The 19,349-nt window shown below is 71.1% G+C and carries 17 protein-coding genes and 1 riboswitch; of the genes, 14 read left to right on the forward strand and 3 right to left on the reverse strand.

Features of this window, described 5'->3' with window-relative positions; translation table 11 throughout:
* Window positions 1-50: 50 nt before the first annotated feature.
* The 9 genes from AB0C84_RS05350 to lysX all read left to right on the forward strand — a co-directional run bounded on the left by AB0C84_RS05350 (window position 51) and on the right by lysX (window position 10,834).
* Entirely contained in the window at window positions 51-824 is a 774-nt protein-coding gene (locus AB0C84_RS05350; protein WP_361061331.1) for an ABC transporter ATP-binding protein, read from the forward strand.
* Window positions 824-3,319, forward strand: coding sequence for an FtsX-like permease family protein (locus tag AB0C84_RS05355; RefSeq protein WP_361061333.1), 2,496 nt, complete (start codon window positions 824-826; stop codon window positions 3,317-3,319). Before AB0C84_RS05350 ends, AB0C84_RS05355 begins: the two co-directional genes overlap by 1 nt.
* 106 nt (window positions 3,320-3,425) lie before the next feature.
* Window positions 3,426-4,403 carry a DUF2520 domain-containing protein gene (locus AB0C84_RS05360; protein WP_361061335.1) on the forward strand — a complete coding sequence of 326 codons (978 nt, stop codon included), beginning with the start codon at window positions 3,426-3,428 and terminating at the stop codon, window positions 4,401-4,403.
* A gap of 131 nt (window positions 4,404-4,534) precedes the next feature.
* Entirely contained in the window at window positions 4,535-5,395 is an 861-nt protein-coding gene (gene panC / locus AB0C84_RS05365; protein WP_361061337.1) for a pantoate--beta-alanine ligase, read from the forward strand.
* The gene (gene panD / locus AB0C84_RS05370) at window positions 5,395-5,811 is read left to right on the forward strand and encodes an aspartate 1-decarboxylase (protein WP_179845757.1); all 417 of its coding nucleotides are present in this window, start codon (window positions 5,395-5,397) and stop codon (window positions 5,809-5,811) included. The genes panC and panD overlap by 1 nt, the downstream gene beginning before the upstream one ends.
* Window positions 5,812-5,889: 78 nt before the next feature.
* On the forward strand, window positions 5,890-7,629 hold the full coding sequence (locus AB0C84_RS05375) for an L-aspartate oxidase (protein WP_361061339.1): 1,740 nt from the start codon (window positions 5,890-5,892) through the stop codon (window positions 7,627-7,629).
* A gap of 50 nt (window positions 7,630-7,679) precedes the next feature.
* A complete protein-coding gene (nadC, locus tag AB0C84_RS05380) occupies window positions 7,680-8,483 on the forward strand; it encodes a carboxylating nicotinate-nucleotide diphosphorylase (RefSeq protein WP_361061341.1) in 804 nt (267 codons plus the stop codon).
* Between the two features lie 14 nt (window positions 8,484-8,497).
* Entirely contained in the window at window positions 8,498-9,280 is a 783-nt protein-coding gene (locus tag AB0C84_RS05385) for a type III pantothenate kinase (RefSeq protein WP_258945551.1), read from the forward strand.
* Window positions 9,281-9,379: 99 nt separating this feature from the next.
* Window positions 9,380-10,834: a bifunctional lysylphosphatidylglycerol synthetase/lysine--tRNA ligase LysX gene (gene lysX, locus AB0C84_RS05390; protein WP_218906786.1), complete on the forward strand. Its 1,455-nt coding sequence runs from the start codon at window positions 9,380-9,382 to the stop codon at window positions 10,832-10,834.
* Here lysX and AB0C84_RS05395 read toward each other — a convergent pair.
* Together AB0C84_RS05395 and AB0C84_RS05400 are read right to left on the reverse strand one after the other, a co-directional pair.
* Window positions 10,821-12,047, reverse strand: a complete 1,227-nt coding sequence (locus AB0C84_RS05395; RefSeq protein WP_361061344.1) for a cytochrome P450 — start codon at window positions 12,045-12,047, stop codon at window positions 10,821-10,823. The two genes, lysX and AB0C84_RS05395, sit on opposite strands and share 14 nt — an antisense overlap.
* A 55-nt stretch (window positions 12,048-12,102) precedes the next feature.
* Window positions 12,103-13,224, reverse strand: coding sequence for a LacI family DNA-binding transcriptional regulator (locus tag AB0C84_RS05400; RefSeq protein WP_361061345.1), 1,122 nt, complete (start codon window positions 13,222-13,224; stop codon window positions 12,103-12,105).
* A gap of 391 nt (window positions 13,225-13,615) precedes the next feature.
* On the opposite strand from AB0C84_RS05400, the gene AB0C84_RS05405 reads away from it, so the two are divergent.
* Window positions 13,616-13,846, forward strand: a complete 231-nt coding sequence (locus AB0C84_RS05405; protein WP_021591725.1) for a LuxR C-terminal-related transcriptional regulator — start codon at window positions 13,616-13,618, stop codon at window positions 13,844-13,846.
* A 394-nt stretch (window positions 13,847-14,240) separates the two neighbouring features.
* On the opposite strand, the gene AB0C84_RS05410 is transcribed toward AB0C84_RS05405, so the two are convergent.
* Complete coding sequence (locus AB0C84_RS05410; RefSeq protein WP_361061347.1) at window positions 14,241-15,236, reverse strand: NlpC/P60 family protein; 996 nt, start codon at window positions 15,234-15,236, stop codon at window positions 14,241-14,243.
* 3 nt (window positions 15,237-15,239) lie between these two features.
* Window positions 15,240-15,446, reverse strand: a riboswitch (cyclic di-AMP (ydaO/yuaA leader).
* Between the two features lie 152 nt (window positions 15,447-15,598).
* Here AB0C84_RS05410 and AB0C84_RS05415 point away from each other — a divergent pair.
* The 4 genes from AB0C84_RS05415 (at window position 15,599) to AB0C84_RS05430 (ending at window position 18,865) form a co-directional block, all read left to right on the forward strand.
* Complete coding sequence (locus tag AB0C84_RS05415) at window positions 15,599-16,126, forward strand: amino-acid N-acetyltransferase (protein WP_179849597.1); 528 nt, start codon at window positions 15,599-15,601, stop codon at window positions 16,124-16,126.
* Between the two features lie 5 nt (window positions 16,127-16,131).
* A complete protein-coding gene (locus tag AB0C84_RS05420; protein WP_361061349.1) occupies window positions 16,132-16,932 on the forward strand; it encodes an RDD family protein in 801 nt (266 codons plus the stop codon).
* A 7-nt stretch (window positions 16,933-16,939) separates the two neighbouring features.
* The gene (locus tag AB0C84_RS05425; RefSeq protein WP_361061351.1) at window positions 16,940-17,563 is read left to right on the forward strand and encodes an RDD family protein; all 624 of its coding nucleotides are present in this window, start codon (window positions 16,940-16,942) and stop codon (window positions 17,561-17,563) included.
* Between the two features lie 978 nt (window positions 17,564-18,541).
* Window positions 18,542-18,865: an Lsr2 family protein gene (locus AB0C84_RS05430; RefSeq protein ID WP_089316904.1), complete on the forward strand. Its 324-nt coding sequence runs from the start codon at window positions 18,542-18,544 to the stop codon at window positions 18,863-18,865.
* The last annotated feature ends 484 nt before the right edge of the window (window positions 18,866-19,349 follow it).

Below are 19,349 nucleotides of genomic sequence, written 5' to 3' on the forward strand. Positions count from 1 at the left end.
GCGGATTCCTAGCGTGGAGCACGTCCATCCACGACCCCCAAGGAGTCACCGTGACCAGCACGTTCGCCGAGCCGCCCGGGGGATCCCCCGCCGCCGCGGCACCGCCGGCCGTCCTCGCCGAGGGCGTGTCCAAGGTGTACGGGTCCGGTGACGCGGCCGTCCACGCGCTCCGCGGGGTCGGTGTCGGGTTCGCCCGGGGCGCGTTCACCGCGATCATGGGACCGTCCGGGTCGGGGAAGTCGACGCTGATGCACTGCCTGGCCGGGCTCGACACCGTCACCGGCGGGCGGATCGTCCTCGGCGACGCCGAGATCACCGGGATGGGCGACCGGCAGTTGACGATGCTGCGCCGCGACCGCGTGGGGTTCGTGTTCCAGGCGTTCAACCTGCTGCCGACGCTCACCGCCGAGCAGAACATCCTGCTGCCGATGGAGCTGGCCGGCCGCCGGCCCGACCGGGCGTGGTTCGAGCGGGTCGTCGACATCCTGGGCCTGCGGGACCGGCTCGGGCACCGGCCGAGCGAGCTGTCGGGCGGCCAGCAGCAGCGGGTGGCGTGCGCCCGCGCGATCGTCGCCCGGCCCGAGGTGATCTTCGCGGACGAGCCGACCGGCAACCTCGACTCCCGTGCGGGCGCCGAGGTCCTGGGGTTCCTGCGCTCCTCGGTCCGCGAGATGGGGCAGACGATCGTGATGGTCACCCACGACCCGGTGGCCGCCTCGTACGCAGACCGGGTGGTCTTCCTGCGGGACGGGGAGATCGTCTCGGAGATCTTCCAGCCGACCCCGGACGCCGTCCTGGACCGGTTGAAGGGCCTGGGGGCGTGATGCTGCGGACGACTCTGGCGGGCCTGCGCGCCCACAAGCTGCGGCTGCTGCTCACGGCGGTGGCCATCACCCTCGGCGTCGGCTTCATCTCGGGGACGTTCGTCCTGACGGACACGCTGGACAAGGGCGTCTCCAAGACGTTCGCCAAGTCCGCCGACAAGGTCGACTACGCGGTGCTGCCCAAGAGCGACGACTCCGACAAGGGCGTCTCGCCGGAACTGCTGGGCAAGGTCAAGGCGCTTCCCGGCGTCGCGGACGTCCAGGGCGTCGTGAAGGGCGACGCCGCTCTCGTGGGCAAGGACGGCAAGGCGGTCGGCGACTTTTCGACGGTCGGGATGTCCGTGCCGTCCGGGCGGCTACTGCGCTACGACGTCGACAAGGGGCGTCCCCCGTCCGGTGGGGGCGAGACCGTCCTCGACACCCAGCTCGCCAAGCGGGAGGGCTACTCCATCGGAAACACGGTGACGGTCCTGGACCACGGGAACCGGCCGCACCGGTTCAGGGTCGTCGGGCTGGTCGACTTCGGCATCGACCAGGAGGCGAGCTTCCGGGGCGCCGTGGGCTTCGACGCGGCGACCGCGATACGGATGACCGGCGAGAAGACCTACCGCGAGCTCGACATCGCGGGCGGGTCCGGGGACGCCGTCAAGGCCGCCGCCGGCGGTGCCTACCGCGTGTACACGGGCGAGGAGCTCGGCGCGCGGCTGGCCAGGGCGGCGGGCGCCGACACCAAGATCATCAGAACCGGTCTGCTGATCTTCGGGCTGGTCGCGATGCTGGTGTCCGCCCTGGTCATCTACAACACGTTCTCGATCCTGATCGCTCAGCGGATGCGGGAGATGGCGCTGCTGCGCTGCGTCGGCGCGACCCGCCGCCAGGTGTTCGCGAGCGTGGTGGCCGAGTCCGCCGTCGTGGGCCTGGTCGGATCCCTGCTCGGCCTGATCGCCGGGGTCGGCCTCGGCGAGGGCGCGCTGGTCGTGGTGAACAGGCTGAACGAGCGCGTGGCCGTGGCGGCGCCGTCCCTGGCGGTGCGGACGATCGTGATCGGCCTCGTGGTCGGGGTCGTGGTGACGGTCCTGTCCGCGCTGCTGCCCGCCCGCGCGGCCACCCGGGTCGCGCCGGTCGCCGCGCTGCGCGCCGAGCTGGAGCCGGGCGCCGGACGGTTCAGGCTCGGCCCGGTGCGCACCGTCCTCGCCGTCCTGCTGGGCGCGGCGGGCCTGGCCATCGGCGGTCTTGGCTCGCTCGGCATGGAGAAGGGCGAGACCGCGATGTACGTGGTCGCGTTCGCCGGCGGGGTGTTCTTCCTCGGCGTGATCGCGGCGATGCCGGCGCTCGTCCGTCCGCTCGGACGCGTCGCGGGCGCGGTCCCGGCACGGCTCGGCGGCGTCCCGGGGCGGCTCGCCGTGGCGAACGCGCAGCGGGCGCCCCGCCGCACCGCGACCACGACGATCGCGCTGACCGTCGGAGTCGGGCTGATGAGCCTGTTCGCCGTGGTCGCGGCGAGCGGCAAGGCGACCGCGGCGCACAAGCTGGAGGAGCAGTTCCCCGTCCAGTTCCAGATCCGGCCGCAGAGCTTCGACGGGACCCTGCCGCACGCGCTCGCCGAGACGCTGCGGACCCGGCCCGAGGTCACCGGCGTGGTCGAGACCCGCCGCAAGGAGACCCGCGTCGGCGGTGACGACGGCGACATCTCGACGGTCACCCCCGCGGCGCTCGGGAAGATCCTCAAGCCGGAGGTCCGGCGGGGATCGCTCGCCGCCGCCCAGAAGCCCGGCACGGCGATGGTGGACGAGGAGACGGCCAAGACGTCCGGCCGGGGCCTGGGGGAGACGTTGCAGGTCCGGACGGCGAACGGCACCGTCCCCGTGAAGATCGCCGCCGTCTACGCGGTGGGCGCGGGCCTCGACGGGATCATCGTCCCGGAGCCGGACTTCACCCGGTACTTCGGCGCCGTGGACCCGGTGGGGATCTATGTCAGGACCCGTGACGACGTGCCCGCCTCCCAGGCGCGCCGGGCCGTGGACGACGCCGCGCGCCCCTACCCGGCCGCGAAGGTCGCCTCGTCCGCCGAGTTCGAGGAGACGCTGACCAAGGCCATCGACATGGTCCTGATGATCTTCGGTGGGCTGCTCGGGCTGGCGATTGTCATCGCGCTGTTCGGCATCGCCAACACGCTGACGCTGTCGGTCGTGGAGCGCACCCGCGAGTCGGCGCTGCTGCGCGCCCTCGGCCTCACCAAGCGCCAGCTGCGCCGGATGCTCTCGGTGGAGGCGCTGGTCATGGCCGTCATCGGCGCGGCCACCGGGGTCGTGCTCGGGGTGGGCTTCGGCTGGGCCGCGACGAACGCGATGGCGAGCGACTCGATCTTCTCGCTGCCCTACCTGCAGGTCGCCGGGTTCGTGGTCCTCGCGGGCGCGGCGGGGATGGCCGCGGCCGTGCTGCCCGCGCGGCGCGCCGCGAAGACGTCCATCGTGGAGTCCCTCGCGCATGACTGAATGGGGGCGGGGTGACGATCGTCACCCACCGGACCGCGCGGACGGGTCCCGCGGGTAGCCTGGTGCGCGCACGTCCGGTACCTACCTGAGGACTGGAACGAAACCGATGGACCCACAGGTCACCCCTCCTTCCGGCACGCCCGGAAACGGGCCGGTCCCCGATGCGGGGGCGACCCCCCGCACCTCCAGGAAAAGCGAGTCGGAGGCCCCGGAGGACCGCCCGGCGCGGCTCGCCGTCGGCGTCGTCGGCGCCGGCCGCGTCGGCACGGCGCTCGGCGCCGCGCTGTCGCGCGCGGGCCACCGCGTCGTCGCCGCGACCGCCGTGTCGGAGCGGTCGCGGGCCCGCGTCGAGGAGCGCCTCCCCGGGGCCCTCGTCGCCGACCCGCAGGACGTGGTCGCCGCCGCCGACCTGGTGCTGCTGACCGTCCCGGACGACGAACTGCCCGAACTCGCGGCCGGGCTCGTCTCCGCGGGCGTCCCGGTCACCGGCAAGCTCGTCCTGCACACCAGCGGCCGCTACGGCACCGCCGTCCTGGACCCGCTCACCCGCGCGGGCGCACTGCCGCTGGCCCTGCACCCCGTGATGACCTTCACCGGACGCCCGGACGACGTGAACCGGCTCACCGGCATCTCCTTCGGCGTCACCTCGCCCGATCCGCTGCGCCCGGTCGCCGAGGCCCTCGTCCTGGAGATGGGCGGCGAACCCGTCTGGATCACCGAGGGGACGCGGCCGCTCTACCACGCGGCGCTCGCCGGAGGCGCGAACCACCTGGTCACCCTGGTCGTGGAGGCCATGGACCTGCTGAGTGCCGCGGGCGTCGCCGAACCCGGCCGGATGCTCGGCCCGCTCCTCGGCGCCGCCCTCGACAACGGGCTGCGGCTCGGGATCGACGGGCTCACCGGCCCCGTCGCGCGCGGGGACGCCGGAACGGTGGCGGGCCACGTCGCGGAGCTGGGCAAGGTCTCGGCGGAGAGCCGCCGCGCCTACATCGCGCTGGCCAGGCTCACCGCCGACCGCGCGCTCGGCGCCGGTCTCCTCAAACCCGAGGACGCCGAACGACTCCTCGAAGCACTGGCCGACTGAAAGCACCAACCGGCAGAACCGACCGGCGGCGCCGGGCGGGCGAACAGGGAGGGAACGGCATTGGTTTCTGGCGTTTCCGGCGAGCGCGGCCCCGGCCGGCGCCCGTCGTCGCGTGAGGGGACGGGCGCGTCGTGACACCGGTCGTCGCGCGCACGCGTGAGGAACTGGCGCGGGCCCGGTCGAAGGCCGGGGGCACGCTGGCGCTCGTCCCGACCATGGGCGCCCTGCACGAGGGGCACCTGTCGCTGATGCGGCAGGCCCGCCGCAGCGCGGACGCGGTCGCGGTCAGCGTCTTCGTCAACCCGCTGCAGTTCGGGCCGGGCGAGGACTTCGACCGCTACCCCCGCACATTCGCCGCCGACCTGGAAGCCTGCGCCGCCGAGGGGGTGGACTTCGTGTTCGCGCCGGCGCGGGAGGTCATGTACCCGGACGAGCCGCAGGTCACGGTCAGGTCGGGACCCATGGGCGAGGTCGTCGAGGGGGCCGCGCGGCCGGGCCACTTCGACGGGATGCTCACCGTCGTGCTGAAGCTGCTCAACCTCGTCCGCCCCGACGTGGCGGTCTTCGGGGAGAAGGACGCGCAGCAGCTCGCGATGATCCGGCGGATGGTCGCGGATCTGAACGTCCCCGTGGAGGTGGTCGGCGCGCCGACCGTCCGCGAGCCGGACGGGCTGGCGCTGTCGAGCCGCAACCGCTACCTGTCCGGGCCCGAGCGGCGGACCGCGCTCGCCCTGTCGCGCGCCCTGCGAGCCGGGGCCGGCGCCTCCGCCTCCGGCCCCGACGCCGTGCTGGCGGCCGCGCGCGCCGTCCTTTCCGAGGCCGAAGCCGCCGACCCGCCCCTCGCCCTGGACTACCTGGTCCTCGTCGACCCGTCGACCTTCACCGAGATCACCGGGCCGCACGCCGGCCGGGCCGTCCTCGCCGTCGCGGGCCGCGTCGGCGCCACCCACCTCATCGACAACGTTCCCCTCCAGCTCGGCAAGGAGCACTGATGTTCCGGACGATGTTCAAGTCGAAGATCCACCGCGCCACGGTGACCCAGGCGGACCTGCACTACGTCGGCTCGCTGACCATCGACCAGGACCTGATGGACGCCGCGGACCTCCTGCCCGGCGAGCAGGTCGCGATCGTCGACATCGACAACGGCGCCCGCCTGGAGACCTACCTGATCGCCGGCGAGCGCGGCTCCGGCGTCATCGGGATCAACGGCGCCGCCGCCCGCCTCGTGCAGCCCGGCGACCTGGTCATCATCATCAGCTACGCGCAGATGACCGATGCCGAGGCCCGCGAGTTCGTCCCCGCCGTCGTGCACGTCGACCGCTCCAACAAGATCATTTCACTGGGCTCCGACCCCGCCGAGCCGGTGCCCGGCACCAGCACCACCCGGGGCGATCTGATCCGCGACTGACCCTTCGGCGGGGGCCGGGGGTCCGGTCGGTCCGGGGTTAGGGTCATAATGACGAGAACCGATCCCGGAGGAGGGCTCGTGATCCCTTCCGTTCTGCACGCCCCCGCGCCCGGCTGGACCACCGACGCCGACGTCGTCGTCATCGGGTCCGGCATCGCCGGCCTGGTCGCCGCGCTGCGCTGCCGCCCCCACGGCCGGGTGCTGCTCGTCACCAAGGCCCTTCTGGACGCCGGGTCGACCCGGTGGGCGCAGGGCGGCATCGCCGCCGCGCTCGCGCCCGACGACACCCCCGAGGAGCACCTCGCCGACACCCTCACCGCGGGCGTCGGCGTCTGCGACGAGGACGCCGTCCGGGCGCTCGTCACCGAGGGACCCGACGCCGTCCGCGCCCTGATCGACCTCGGCACGGCCTTCGACCGCTCCGGCGGCGGCATCGCGCTCACCCGCGAGGGCGGCCACCACCGGCGCCGCATCGCGCACGCGGGCGGGGACGCCACCGGCGCCGAGATCAGCCGCGCCCTCCTGGCCGAGCTCAAGGACTCGGACGTCGAGGTGATCGAGCACGCGCTGGTCCTCGATCTGCTGAAGGACGCCGCGGGGCGCGCCGCGGGCGTCACCCTGCACGTCATGGGCGAGGGGCAGCCGGGCGGCGTCGGCGCCGTCCGCGCCCGCGCCGTCGTGCTCGCCACCGGCGGGCTCGGCCAGGTGTTCTCCGCCACGACCAACCCCGAGGTCTCGACGGGCGACGGCGTCGCGCTGGCGCTGCGCGCCGGGGCCGAGGTCACCGACCTGGAGTTCGTCCAGTTCCACCCGACCGTGCTGTGGCTCGGCGAGGGCGCGACGGGGCAGCAGCCGCTGATCTCCGAGGCCGTCCGCGGCGAGGGCGCGCACCTGGTGGACCACGCCGGCGTGCGCTTCATGACCGGGCGCCACGAGCTCGCCGAGCTGGCCCCCCGCGACGTCGTCACCAAGGGGATCATCAACCGGATGCGGGAGACCGGCGCCTCCCACATGCTGCTCGACGGCCGCCACTTCGGCGCGGCGATGTGGGAGACCCGGTTCCCGACCATCCTGGCCGCGTGCCGCCACCACGGCATCGACCCGGTGACCGAGCCCATCCCCATCGTGCCTGCCGCCCACCACGCCAGCGGAGGCGTCCGCACGGACCTGCACGGCCGCACGTCAGTCCCCGGCTTGTACGCCTGCGGCGAAGTCGCCTGCACGGGCGTCCACGGCGCGAACCGCCTCGCCTCCAACTCCCTCCTGGAAGGCCTGGTCTTCGCCGCCAGAATCGCCGAAGCCCTCCCCACCGACCTCCAGCCCGCAACCGCCCCCACAGACGACCTGCCCGCTCTGCCGGGCCGCCCGCCCGAACCCACGAATGCCCTGCCAGAACCCAACGCCTCGGCAGAGCCCACCGGCGGCCTGCCCGGACCTGAGGTTGCGTCGGTGCTGCTGGGGGCCGGGGATGCCGGGTTGCTGGCGCCTGAGGCGCGGGCGGAAGTACAGCGGATCATGACCTCCTATGTGGGCGTGCTGCGGCGGGCCGAGGGGCTGGAGACCGCGGTGCGGGAACTGGCGGAACTCGGGCGCGGGGACGCGGAGCCCGGGGTGGAGGCCTGGGAGGCCACCAACCTGTACACCGTCGCGTCCGCGATCGTGGCGGCGGCGCGGCGGCGGGAGGAGACGCGCGGGAGCCACTGGCGGGAGGACTTCCCCGAGCGCGCGGACGGGACGTGGCGCGGCCGCCTCGTCACCCGGCTGGCGGGGAACGTCCTGACGACCACCTACGAATCTCTGGAAGGGAAGCGCTCATGACACCGGAACTCTCGCAGAGGCTGACCAGTGCCGGGCTGGATCCACAGGCTGTGGAAAACCTTGTCCGGACGGCGCTGGCCGAGGACGGGGAGACCGACGTCACCAGCACCCCGATCTTCGCGCCGCAGGACACCGCGAGCGGGGAGTTGAAGGCGCGCGAGGAGGGTGTCGTCGCGGGCGTCCCCGTGGCGTGCGTCGTCTTCGAGACGCTGGACGTCGACTACGAGGCGAAGGTCGAGGACGGTGACCGGGTCGTCCCGGGGCAGGTCCTCATCACGGTCAGCGGCTCCACCAGGGCGATCCTGAGGGCGGAGAGGACGGCCCTGAACCTCCTCACGCACCTGTCCGGAATCGCGACCGCCACCCGCGGATGGATGGACGCCATGGAGGGCACCAAGGCGAAGGTCCGTGACACCCGTAAGACCCTCCCCGGCCTGCGCGCCCTGCAGAAGTACGCCGTGCACTGCGGTGGCGGCGTCAACCACCGGATGGGCCTGCATGACGCCGCTCTCATCAAGGACAACCACATCGCGGCGGCCGGCGGCGTCACCAAGGCGTACGAGGCGATCCGCGCCGTTTACCCGTCCCTGCACGTCCAGGTGGAGTGCGACACCCTCGCGCAGGTCGAGGAGGCGCTGGCCGTGGGAGCCACCAGCATCCTGCTCGATAACATGACCGACGCCGAGATGACCGAGGCGGTCCGGCTCGTGGCAGGGCGGGCGGAACTCGAGGCCAGCGGTGGCCTTACCCTGGAGCGGGCCCGAGACGTCGCCGTGACCGGGGTGGACTACCTTGCGGTCGGCGCGCTGACGCACTCGGCGCACGTGTTCGACATCGGCCTTGACTTCACCTGAACAGCGGGGACCTGATGCTGCTGACCATCGACGTCGGTAACACCCAGACCGTTCTCGGTCTCTTCGAAGGCGACGAGGTGATCGAGCACTGGAGGATCAACACCGATCCGCGGCGCACCGCCGACGAGATAGCGGTGGTCCTGCAAGGGCTCGTCCAGCAGAGCCCGCTGCTGGCCGAGACCGACATCAGCGGCATCGCGCTGTGCTCCACGGTCCCGTCCGTCCTGCACGAGATGCGGGAGATGTGCCGCCGCTACTACGGCGACGTGTCCGCGGTGATCGTGGAGCCGGGCGTCAAGACCGGCGTCCCCGTGCGGATGGACAACCCGAAGGAGGTCGGCGCCGACCGCATCGTGAACGCGCTCGCCGCCGTCCACACCCACGGCGGGCCCGCGATCGTGGTCGACTTCGGCACCGCCACCACCTTCGACGCGGTCTCGGCCAGGGGCGAGTACGTGGGCGGCGCGATCGCCCCCGGCATCGAGATCTCGATCGACGCGCTGTCCTCGCGCGGCGCGCAGCTCCACAAGATCGAGCTGGTCCGGCCGCGCAACGTGATCGCCAAGAACACCGTCGAGGCGCTGCAGTCCGGGATCATCTTCGGCTTCGCCGGCCAGGTGGACGGCATCGTCGAGCGCATGTCGGAGGAACTCGCCGAGGACCCGGACGAGGTCACGGTCATCGCCACCGGCGGCCTCGCCCCGCTCGTCCTGGAGGAGTCCCGCAGCATCGACGAGTTCGAGCCGTGGCTCACCCTCATCGGCCTGCGGCTCATCTACGAGCGCAACACTCCGTGACGCGCCGGGCGATCGCGGCGAAGTCGTTCGCCCCGCACCGGACGGGCTGGATAGCCTTGCGATGTGAGTGACGAGACCTTCGACGAGCTCCCGGAGCAGATGCGCGTGCGCCGGGAGAAGCTCGACCGGCTCCGCGAGAGCGGGATCGACCCCTACCCGGTGACCTTTCCGCGGACGGCGACGACCGCCGAGATCCGCGCGAAACACGGCGGCCTTGAGCCGGGCACCGAGACGGGCGAGAAGGCCGGCGTCACCGGTCGCGTCATGCTGATCCGCAACACCGGGAAGCTGTGCTTCGCCACCATCCGGGACGCCGGCGGCGACATCCAGGTCATGCTGTCGCTGGCCAAGGTCGGGCAGGAGCAGCTCGACTTCTGGAAGCGCGAGGTTGACCTCGGCGACCACGTCGGCGTCGAGGGCGAGATCATCACCTCCCGCCGCGGCGAGCTGTCGATCATGGCGGACCGGTTCGCGATCACGTCCAAGTGCCTGCGGCCGCTGCCGGAGAAGCACGCCGGCCTGACCGACCCGGAGGCGCGGGTCCGGCAGCGCTACGTCGACCTGATCGTCAACGACGAGGCGCGGCGGATGGCGCGGGTGCGCAGCGCGACGGTCCGCGCGGTCCGCGACTTCTGGCACGAGGAGGGCTACCTCGAAGTCGAGACGCCCATGCTCCAGCCGATCCACGGCGGGGCCGCGGCGCGCCCGTTCAAGACGCACATCAACGCCTACGACATGGACCTCTACCTGCGCATCGCGATCGAGCTGTACCTCAAGCGGCTCGTCGTCGGCGGCATCGAGAAGGTCTTCGAGATCAACCGCAACTTCCGCAACGAGGGCGCGGACTCCACGCACAACCCCGAGTTCACGATGATCGAGGCCTACGGGACCTACCTCGACTACAACGACATGGCCGACCTGACCCAGCGGATGTACAAGAAGGCGGTCGTCGCCGCCCTCGACACCACCGTGGTCGTCCACGACGGCGTCGAGGTCGACCTCGGTCTCCCGGAGTGGCCGCGGATCACCCTGTACGGCGCGGTGTCGGAGGCGCTCGGCGAGGAGGTCACGCCGCACACGCCGATCGAGTCCGTGCGCAAGCTCGCGGACGCCCGCGACATCTCGTGGGACCCGAAGTGGGGGCAGGGCAAGATCGTCCAGGAGATCTTCGAGGAGCTGGTCGAGCACACCCTCGTCCAGCCCACGTTCGTCATGGACTACCCGGTCGAGACGTCCCCGCTGACCCGCCAGCACCGCGAGGAGCCGCTGCTCACCGAGAAGTGGGACCTCATCGGGTTCGGCACGGAACTCGGCACCGCCTACTCCGAGCTGGTCGACCCGATCGAGCAGCGCCGCCGCCTCACCGAGCAGTCGCTGCTCGCCGCGGGCGGCGACCCCGAGGCCATGCAGCTGGACGAGGACTTCCTGCGCGCCCTGGAGTACGCGATGCCCCCGACGGGCGGGATGGGCGCCGGCATCGACCGCATGATCATGGCGTTCACCGGCAAGGGGATCCGCGACACGATCCTGTTCCCGCTGGTCAAGCCCGAATGACGACCGGAAGCTCGCGCAACCCCCGCAACACGAGGTTGTCGCGGTAGACGAGGTCGCCGGCGGCGAGGGCCACGTCGCGCTCGAACAGCTTGCCGAGCGCGACGCGGCCCTCCAGCCGGGCCAGCGGCGCTCCGAGGCAGAAGTGGACGCCGTGCCCGAACGACAGGTGCTTCGGCGTCTCGCGTCCCTCGGAGTAGCGAAGCAGGTCCAGCCGGTCGGGGTCGTCGAAGAACGCCGGGTCGCGGTTGGCGGCGCCCGTCAGTAGAAGGACGAGCTTCCCGCGCTCGATGAGCGTGCCGTTCAGTTCGACGTCCTCCAGCGCCGACCGCAGGGTCAGCTGCACCGGTGGGTCGAAGCGCAGCAGCTCCTCCACCGCCGCCTGGACGTTCCCCGGCCGCTCCCGAAACAGCCGCAACTGCGCGGGATCGCGGAGCAGCGCCAGCGCGCCGTTCCCGATGAGGTTCACGGTCGTCTCATGGCCCGCGACGAGGAGCAGGATGCAGGTCGCCAGCAGTTCCTGCTCCGACAGGACGTCTCCGCCGTCAGAGACGCCCACAAGGGCGCTCAGGAGGTCGTCGCGCGGCTCGGCCCGGCGCTTGGCGGCCAGCGTCCGGAAGTACTCCGCGAACTCGTCGCGCGCCGCGTCCCGCTGGGCGATCTCCGCCTCCGGAAGCAGGAAGTCGGGGTCCAAGCCGCGCGCGAGGCTGTCCGACCAGCCCTTGAACAGGTCGCGGTCCTCGGCGGGCACGCCGAGCATCTCGCTGATCACGATGACGGGCAGCGGGTAGGCCAGCGTCGCGATCAGGTCGACCTCGCCGGAGACCGGTTCCAGGAGCGCGTCGACGAGCTCCTCGACCCGGGGCCGCAGCCGCTCCACGAGGCGCGGCGTGAACGCCTTGCTGACGAGCCGGCGCAGCCGCGTGTGGTCGGGCGGATCCATGGTCAGGAACGACCGGTGCCGCCCCTGCACCTCGCGCCACACGCCGCCTCCCGACGGACGGTGCCCGAACCGCGGGTCGCGCAGGACCCGCTCGCACAGCTCGTAGGACGCGGTGACGCGCAGACCGACGTCGGTGCGGTGCAGGCTCTGCCCGCCCGCTCCGAGCGTCCGGTAGTGGGCGTACGGGTCGGCGCGGAACGCCGGGTCGCCCGGATCGAAGCCGAGTACCGCGGTCGCCCCGGCCCGTACCGCCTGGCCCGTCCTGTCCTCCATGCCTCAAGCGGACCCGAATCTGAGACGGGATGTCAACAGCGCCGGCCGCGGGACGCTAAGCGCTTTCCCGTATCACCAGGTCGGGCCGCTGGACGACCTGGCGGTGCTGGTGGGACTTGCCCTCGCCGATCTCGGCCATCGCCAGCTCGGCGGCCTCCCAGCCGAGCTCGCGGCGCGGCTGGCGGACGGTGGTGAGCGGCACGGCGGCGCTCGCCGCGAGCTCGATGTCGTCGTAGCCGACCACGGCGATGTCCTCGGGGACGCGGACGCCGAGTCGGGTCAGCTCGTTGATCAGGCCGATCGCGAGCAGGTCGTTGGCGCAGAACACGCCGTCGGGCACCGGCGACATGGCCATGATCTCGTGTGCCGCGGCCTGCCCCTCCGTGGGACTCAGGGCCTCCTTGACCAGGACCGGGGGCTTGCCGAGGCCCGCCTCGACGATCGTGCGGGCGGCCCCGTCGCGGCGTTCGACGCAGGGCTGCGGCTCGGGGGTCCCGGTCACGAACGCGATGCGCTCCCGTCCGATGCCGAGCAGGTACGCGGCGGCGGCCTCGCCGCCCGCCACATGGTCGACCCGGGCGGAGCACACGTCGGAGGCGTCCCGGTCGATCAGCACCACGCTCATGCCCGCGGCGCGCAGCCGGGAGATGTCGCGGGGGCCGATCCCGACCGGGATGACCAGGGCCCCGGCGGCCTGCTGGTCGGCGAGCAGTTCCAGCAGGCGGCGCTCCTTGTCGGCGGAGTGGTCGCTGGACAGCCACAGGGCGTCGTGGCCCGCCGCGTTGAGCGCGGCCTCGGCGCCCCGCGCGACGTCGGTCGCGTACGGGTTGGCGAGGTCTTCGACGAGGACGCCGAACGCCCGGCGCGGCTGGTCGCCGAACTCGCCCGCGGTCCGCTCGGGGCCCGTGCGGAGCCGTCGCGCGGACTCGTTGCGCACGAATCCGAGCTCCTCGATCGCCGCGCGGACACGGTCACGGGTAGCTTCGGCCACGAGATCTGGCCGGTTTAGGACATTCGAAACGGTCCCAACTGAGACTCCAGCACGCCTCGCGACCTCACGAATACTGGTCTGTGGCAACTCGCTCCTCGTCCCGCTCCATGGGCGTTTTCCCAGGTAGTGGAGTTTGGCATGGCGGGGCGCCGAATGCACGGTCACACATGGTGAGCGAACGGGCACGCAGCGCTCTTGACCGGCGCTTGACGGGCCGGATCCGGCCGCCTAGCGTTCCGAGCCGAAGCGTAGCTTGAAACGATTCACGATCTTCGTTCACCACGAGGACCGGTGGGTTCGGCGAGAAGGGGCGGGCGGATGGCTGGCGATCACATCCCGTCTCCCTCGGCAGGCCAACGAGTGAATCGTCACCCGGAGTTCCTCCGTACACCCCCGCAATCGGCCATGCGGCCACCTCCGGCCAAGCGCGCGAGACAGAAAAGGAACTCGATGATCTAAGTCCGGAAGGGTCCGGACCCGGCAACCCAACGCGCGTACAGATCGAGGCGCCCAACCCGTGCCTGTGCAGCGGACGGCTGCATCCCCGCGGTCATCACCACGGACGAGGGAGGACGGAGTGGAAACAGCCACACTCGCACGTCGTGGCACCGACGATTTCGGGCTGAGCGAGGAAGAGATCCGGCTGCTCGCCCAGATCGCCAGCGGTGTCACCGCCGATGTGGCGGCACGCAAGCTGGAACTGAGCGCTCGGACCTTGCGGCGCCGGCTGCGGACGATCTGCGACCGGCTGGAGGTCAACACCCCTATCGAGGCCGTGGTGTGGGCGGCCCGGAGGCAGCTCATCTAGCGATGCACCCCCGACGCTCGCCAGGGGACGGCGAGCGTCATCCGGAGAAACGGCGGCTCATCCGAATTCCGTCCGACCCCGCAGCGGCGGCGCCCGCGCCCTGGCAGGTAGGTCCCTGCAGAAGGCGTCGCCGCGGACGGCGTTCGGGCCTGACAGGCCCACCCGGCCCGCCCGTTTTCCGGTGCTCTCGGCCCCGTGACGGCCTTCTCCGACGGGCCCGGGTCAGCTCATCTCAGCGTGACGGATGGAACGGCGAACTCGGTCAGCGTGACGCGTCCGCCGACTGCCCCGCGGGCTGACCGGCGCATTCCAGCAGCCCAGGGCGGCGCTGTCCGCCCCCAGACCGCCGACGACCGGCTTGATGCAGCGCGCGTCAGGCGCGGCGACGCAGTGCCTAGGCGACCCGGACGCCGCCGGCGAAGGGGCGTCCGTCCATGGAGGCGATCTTCACGACGTCCCCGGTGTGCGGGGCGTGCAGCATCTTGCCGCCGCCGACGTAGATCCCCATGTGGTGCAGGTCGGAGTAGAAGAAGACGAGATCGCCCGGCTGCAGGTCGCTGCGCGACACGTGCGTTCCGGCGTTCCACTGGCTGCCGGTGTAGTGCGGCAGGTTGATGCCGACCTGCTTGTAGGCCCACATCGTGAGGCCGGAGCAGTCGAACGTGGTCGGGCCGGCGGCGCCCCACACGTAGGGGCGGCCGATCTTGCTCATCGCGTACCGGAGCGCCTGCGCGGCCTTGCCCGTGCCGATGACGGGGAGCTTGGCCAGCTGGGTGGGGTCCTTGTCGACGAGCTTGCCGCGGATCTTCTCGTAGGCGTCGGTGATCTTCGTCCGCTGCGAGTCGAGCTGCGTCTTCAGGTCCTTGACCTGCTTGGCGCGGGTCTCGGCCGACTTGCGGGCCCGCTGGGCGGACTGCATGGCCTGCATCAGCCCGAGCACCTGGGTGCTGTCCTGCTTGGCGAAGTAGTGAAGGGTCGCCGCCTGGTCGAGGATGGACTGCGGGTCCTGGGAGGCGACGAACGACACCGCTGGGTCGGAGCCGCCCTGCATGTAGCTCGTCGCCGCGAGGGATCCGACCTTCTGGCGGAGCGCCTCCAGCGTCTTCTCCTGGCGCTTGGCGTTCTCCGTGGCGACCTTGGCGGCGCGCTGCGACTGCGCGAGCCTGACCTTCAGCCCGTTGTACTGCTCGGTGAGCTGCTCCAGCTGGTCGGCGAGCTTGAGCGCCTTGGTCCTCAGCTCCTTGGCGGAGGGCTCGGGGTCGGCGTGCGCGACGGCGATCGCCTGCGGGGCGATCGCGTGCGGAGCGGCCGAAACGACGGCGAGCGCGCCGACCACGAAGGCCGCACGCCCACGGAAGCGTGAAAGGGAAGCATGCCGCGATCGCTTCACGAATACTCCTCTCCTCAGCCGCCTACCGGGTTAGCTGACGGGTTGGGGCCGGAGCAGCCCGTCCGCGTCCGCGGGCGAACCGATCGCCCGCGACTGCGGATTCACCCCTCACGGTCGTCGCTCAGGGCGAATCCCCGAAACGCTCCGAAAGTGGGTCCCCGGCTCCTCGGGCAGCTGGTTGCGACCCGTGGGACTCGGCGGGATCGGCCCCCGTCCTGCGGTGGGCCGACGTCAGCGATGGACACTAACGGACCCCGCATTGGATGCCAACCAGAACCTGCGAATTCGCAGGTCGCGCGGCGCGGTGAACGAGAGAACGAGGAGGGCGTCGCCTGGCGGGTCGCGGCGTTCGATAATCTCGCTTGTTTGTGGAAGTCGTGATCCGGCGTGCCCGTACCGCCGACGTCCAGGAGATCCGCAGGCTCGTCGACCTGTACGCCGGGTCGGGGCGGCGCCTGCTCAAGAAGACGACCGTCAAGCTGTACGAGGACGTCCAGGAGTTCTGGGTCGCCGAGGACATCCAGCACGGGACGCCCGGGCCGGTCATCGGCTGCGGTGCCCTGCACGTCATGTGGGAGGACCTCGCGGAGGTCCGTTCGGTCGCCGTGGACAAGGGATGCGGGGGACGGGGGATCGGGCACCGGATCGTGACCCGCCTCCTGGAGAACGCGCGTGAACTCGGCGTGCGAAGGGTGTTCTGCCTTACCTTCGAGGTGGAGTTCTTCGCCCGCCACGGCTTCGAGCAGATCCTTGGGACTCCGGTGGCGCCAGAGGTGTACGAGGAACTTCTCCGCTCCTACGACGAAGGCGTGGCAGAGTTCTTGGACCTCGACCGGGTCAAGCCGAATACGTTGGGCAACACCCGGATGTTGCTTCGCCTGGAGGACTGACTCAAATGCCCGATTCCCCCCACCGCGGGCGGCCTTACCAGCCCCAGCAGGGGCAGGGTTCCTACGGCCCGCCGCCTCCGTACCAAGGTTCTCAGTGGCAGCAACCACAGCAGCAGTCGTCCCAGCAGCAGTGGGACCAGCAGCCCCAGCAGCAATGGCAGCCGCAACAGCAGCAGTGGGACCAGCAGCCCGCCTACGACGACTACAACTCCTCCTACGACGACGGCGGTGACTTGGCCCTGGCGCCGATCCACCGTAGGGCGGGCGCACGAATCGTCGACAACGCGCTCGTCGCGGTCTTCGGGTTCGCTCTCGTCCTGCCGGTGACGATCGGCGCGTTCGGTCTGGGCAAGCCCGGCAGCAAGACGGAGGACGAGGGCGGCGTCTGGAACTGGCCCATCATCTTCACCCTCTTCTGCGTCCTGTCCGTGCTGCCGTTCATCTATGAGGCCGTGCAGCTGTCGATGTGGGGCCGGACGCTGGGGAAGCGCGTTCTGGGCCTGGGTGTCGTTCAGGCGCGGCCTGCGGGCACCCCCATCACCACGACCCAGGCTGTCTGGCGTGCCGGCATCACCCACGTCGGTTACCAGCTCGGCGTTTTCTTCTTCCTCGTCTTGGCGGTGATGGTGTGGGACTACGCCGCGTACGGGATGGTGCTGGTCTGGGCGGGCGCGCTGATGGCCTACCTGTGGGCGATCTGGGACCAGCCTCTGCATCAGTCGCTGCACGATCGCTTCGCCGGCACGCTCGTCATTGACGAGCGTGCCGGATATGACGAGTCCGAGTACTCCGAGTACACGGGCTAAGGCCACGATGGCGGCATCGCTCGCCGAGCCGGGACAGAGGCTCCTGGCGCGCGTCGTGGACACGCTCGTCGTCGGCGTCCCCGTCGTCCTCGTCGTCCGCGAACTGGTGTCCGGGCACACGGCGGACGTCATGGCTCCGTCCGCCGTGGCCGGATGCATGCTCCTGTACGAGGCGATCCAGCTCGCCCTCTGGGGCCGGACGCTGGGCAAGCGCGTCGCGGGCATCGAGGTGGTCGCGGCGACGCCTCAGGAGGCGCCTGAAGCGGCGCCACAGGGGACTGGGGGAGCGGGCGAGAGCGCCGGGCTCGGCCACGAGTCGGCCTTCCCCGTGTCGGTGCCGGGGTTCGTGCCCGTGGCGGCCCCTGAGCCCGCGAAGGCCCCGGCCCCGGAGGAGACTGAGGTCGTGGACGCGTCCACGCGGCCGGACGTTCTGCACTGCGTTCTGCGGGCCGCCGTCTATTCGGTGCCGATCGGGCTGCGTCCGATTCCCGTTCTCGGTCTGCTCGCGAGCATCTTCTGGGTCGTGAACGCCGGGGCCATGTTCGAGGGCGTTCGCCGCCAGGCCGTTCATGACAGGCTCGCCGGGACGCTCGTGGTAAAACGCCCGCGGCCCGAATCCTCGGCCTTCTGAGGCCCTCTCCGCCGCACCGGGAGGTGCTCGCGGGGTCCGATAACACCCGTCCGATACCGCGCACTCGCGTGCGCGGCCGGGCGCGTGCCCAGGTCCACTCGCATGTGCCATACATGTTTTCGTCGAGATGGTCGCTGTTTCCGGACGTCCGAGGTGCCGGCGGCATATGCCCGCTCGTTCCGGTTACGGTCCTGAAACCGGTGGGATGTGTCTCGTCCCGGACGTCGCCTCCGCTTTGACAGTTCCCTCCGAAGCTGTTGCTGTGACCGGAACGGACTCGCTTGTTGACCGCCGTGGACTTACTCCGGATGGCGCGCTCCCGCACTTGGAACGGACCTTTCGTGCGGCATGCCGGTGGCGGGAGCGCAGCCGGAGGTCGACGGCCCTCCGGGTTCGGGCGCCGTGCCGAAGAACTGGAGCGCGCGGTTGGAATGTGTCCAAATCTCCCGATTTCGCGTGGCGGCGCTCGGGGCGGGCGCATCCACGTCCTGAGCAGGGCGCGGGCTTCTCGCGTCCGCCCCCGGCAACAGATTTCGCGGCCGGGGTGCCCGCCGTTATTCGTCCACATCCCCCGGTCCGGGCGTTGATCGAGCGCCGGGGTCGGCCGCGTATTACGACGCGGGCGCGGTTAGTGGCGATACGGGAGGTTAATCGCCGCGCTCCCCGGCGCCGCCTGCAAACCCGGACCAATGCGCGTGCACCAGTGCAGGTCAGCACGCTACGCCGTGACGCCGGTCACGCCTGAAAACCCGGGCGCCACGCCGGCACTTGGAAATTCATGGACGCCGGGCCGGATCCAGGCGCCGCCCGAGGGTCGTGCGCACCCGAAACGGTGAGGCCGATTACAGCCGGTCACGAGCCGGAAGGCGACTTCGTGCGAGTGCCGGTTCACGCGGATGCTGGAATTGTCATCTGCGAAGTTCTAGGTATATCTTTGGCACTCGATTGGAGTTTGCTCAAGCTGAAAGGTCTGTCCCCATGGCACAGAAGGTTCAAGTGCTTCTCGTCGACGACCTCGACGGTGGCGAGGCGGACGAGACCGTAGCGTTCTCGATCGACGGCGCCTCCTACGAGATCGACCTCAGTGGCGCCAACGCGACGAAGCTGCGGGAATCGCTGCAGCCGTTCGTCGAGAAGTCCCGTAAGGCGGGCACGGTCAACCGCCGCCGTCGGCAGCGCGGTGCGTCCAGCCGCGAGCGCAGCGCCGAGATCCGCGCCTGGGCCAAGAACAACGGCATCAAGGTCAATGAGCGCGGCCGCATCCCGGCTCACGTGATCGAGCAGTACGAGGCGGCCAACTGATCCGCCCGGACCGCCCGCGGCCCGTCTCCGTTCGCGGGGCGGGCCGTTCGCCGTTCACGCCGCGAGTCGATCACCGTTCGCTTGTGGCGTAGCGCCTGTGCGGTTCGGCGTGTCCGGCGTGAGGTACACAGGGCGCGCGGGTGGAAACTCCACCCTCATTCGGCACTCTCGGCCCGCGCCTTGACCGACCTGCGGAAAGCCCCTCGTTCGCTTGGGGCGTAGCGGGAACATGACGCACCGATGCGGTAGTTGGATGAGACTGAACAGCGCATAGCTGGGGAACGTCTCCTGGTGGGAGTGCACCGGGCGGCCTCCTCGGGGCGGGCTAGCATGCGGAAGGACAGTTCCGGACGTTCCGGACTCTGGCCAACCGCTCTGTGAGGAGCGACGAGATGTTCGAGAGGTTCACCGACCGCGCGCGGCGGGTTGTTGTTCTGGCTCAGGAAGAGGCCAGGATGCTCAACCACAACTACATCGGCACCGA

This window comes from Actinomadura sp. NPDC048955 (assembly GCF_040649435.1).
Classification (GTDB): Bacteria; Actinomycetota; Actinomycetes; order Streptosporangiales; family Streptosporangiaceae; genus Spirillospora; species Spirillospora luteofluorescens.

Excerpts from the sequence above, each read along its gene's own strand:
- AB0C84_RS05425 (WP_361061351.1), top strand. The coding sequence starts at position 16,940 with ATGGCGGCATCGCTCGCCGAGCCGGGACAGAGGCTCCTGGCGCGCGTC.
- AB0C84_RS05420 (WP_361061349.1), top strand. The coding sequence starts at position 16,132 with ATGCCCGATTCCCCCCACCGCGGGCGGCCTTACCAGCCCCAGCAGGGG.
- lysX (WP_218906786.1), top strand. The coding sequence starts at position 9,380 with ATGCGCGTGCGCCGGGAGAAGCTCGACCGGCTCCGCGAGAGCGGGATC.
- AB0C84_RS05395 (WP_361061344.1), bottom strand. The coding sequence starts at position 12,047 with ATGGAGGACAGGACGGGCCAGGCGGTACGGGCCGGGGCGACCGCGGTA.
- AB0C84_RS05355 (WP_361061333.1), top strand. The coding sequence starts at position 824 with ATGCTGCGGACGACTCTGGCGGGCCTGCGCGCCCACAAGCTGCGGCTG.
- panD (WP_179845757.1), top strand. The coding sequence starts at position 5,395 with ATGTTCCGGACGATGTTCAAGTCGAAGATCCACCGCGCCACGGTGACC.
- AB0C84_RS05430 (WP_089316904.1), top strand. The coding sequence starts at position 18,542 with ATGGCACAGAAGGTTCAAGTGCTTCTCGTCGACGACCTCGACGGTGGC.
- AB0C84_RS05385 (WP_258945551.1), top strand. The coding sequence starts at position 8,498 with ATGCTGCTGACCATCGACGTCGGTAACACCCAGACCGTTCTCGGTCTC.
- AB0C84_RS05360 (WP_361061335.1), top strand. The coding sequence starts at position 3,426 with ATGGACCCACAGGTCACCCCTCCTTCCGGCACGCCCGGAAACGGGCCG.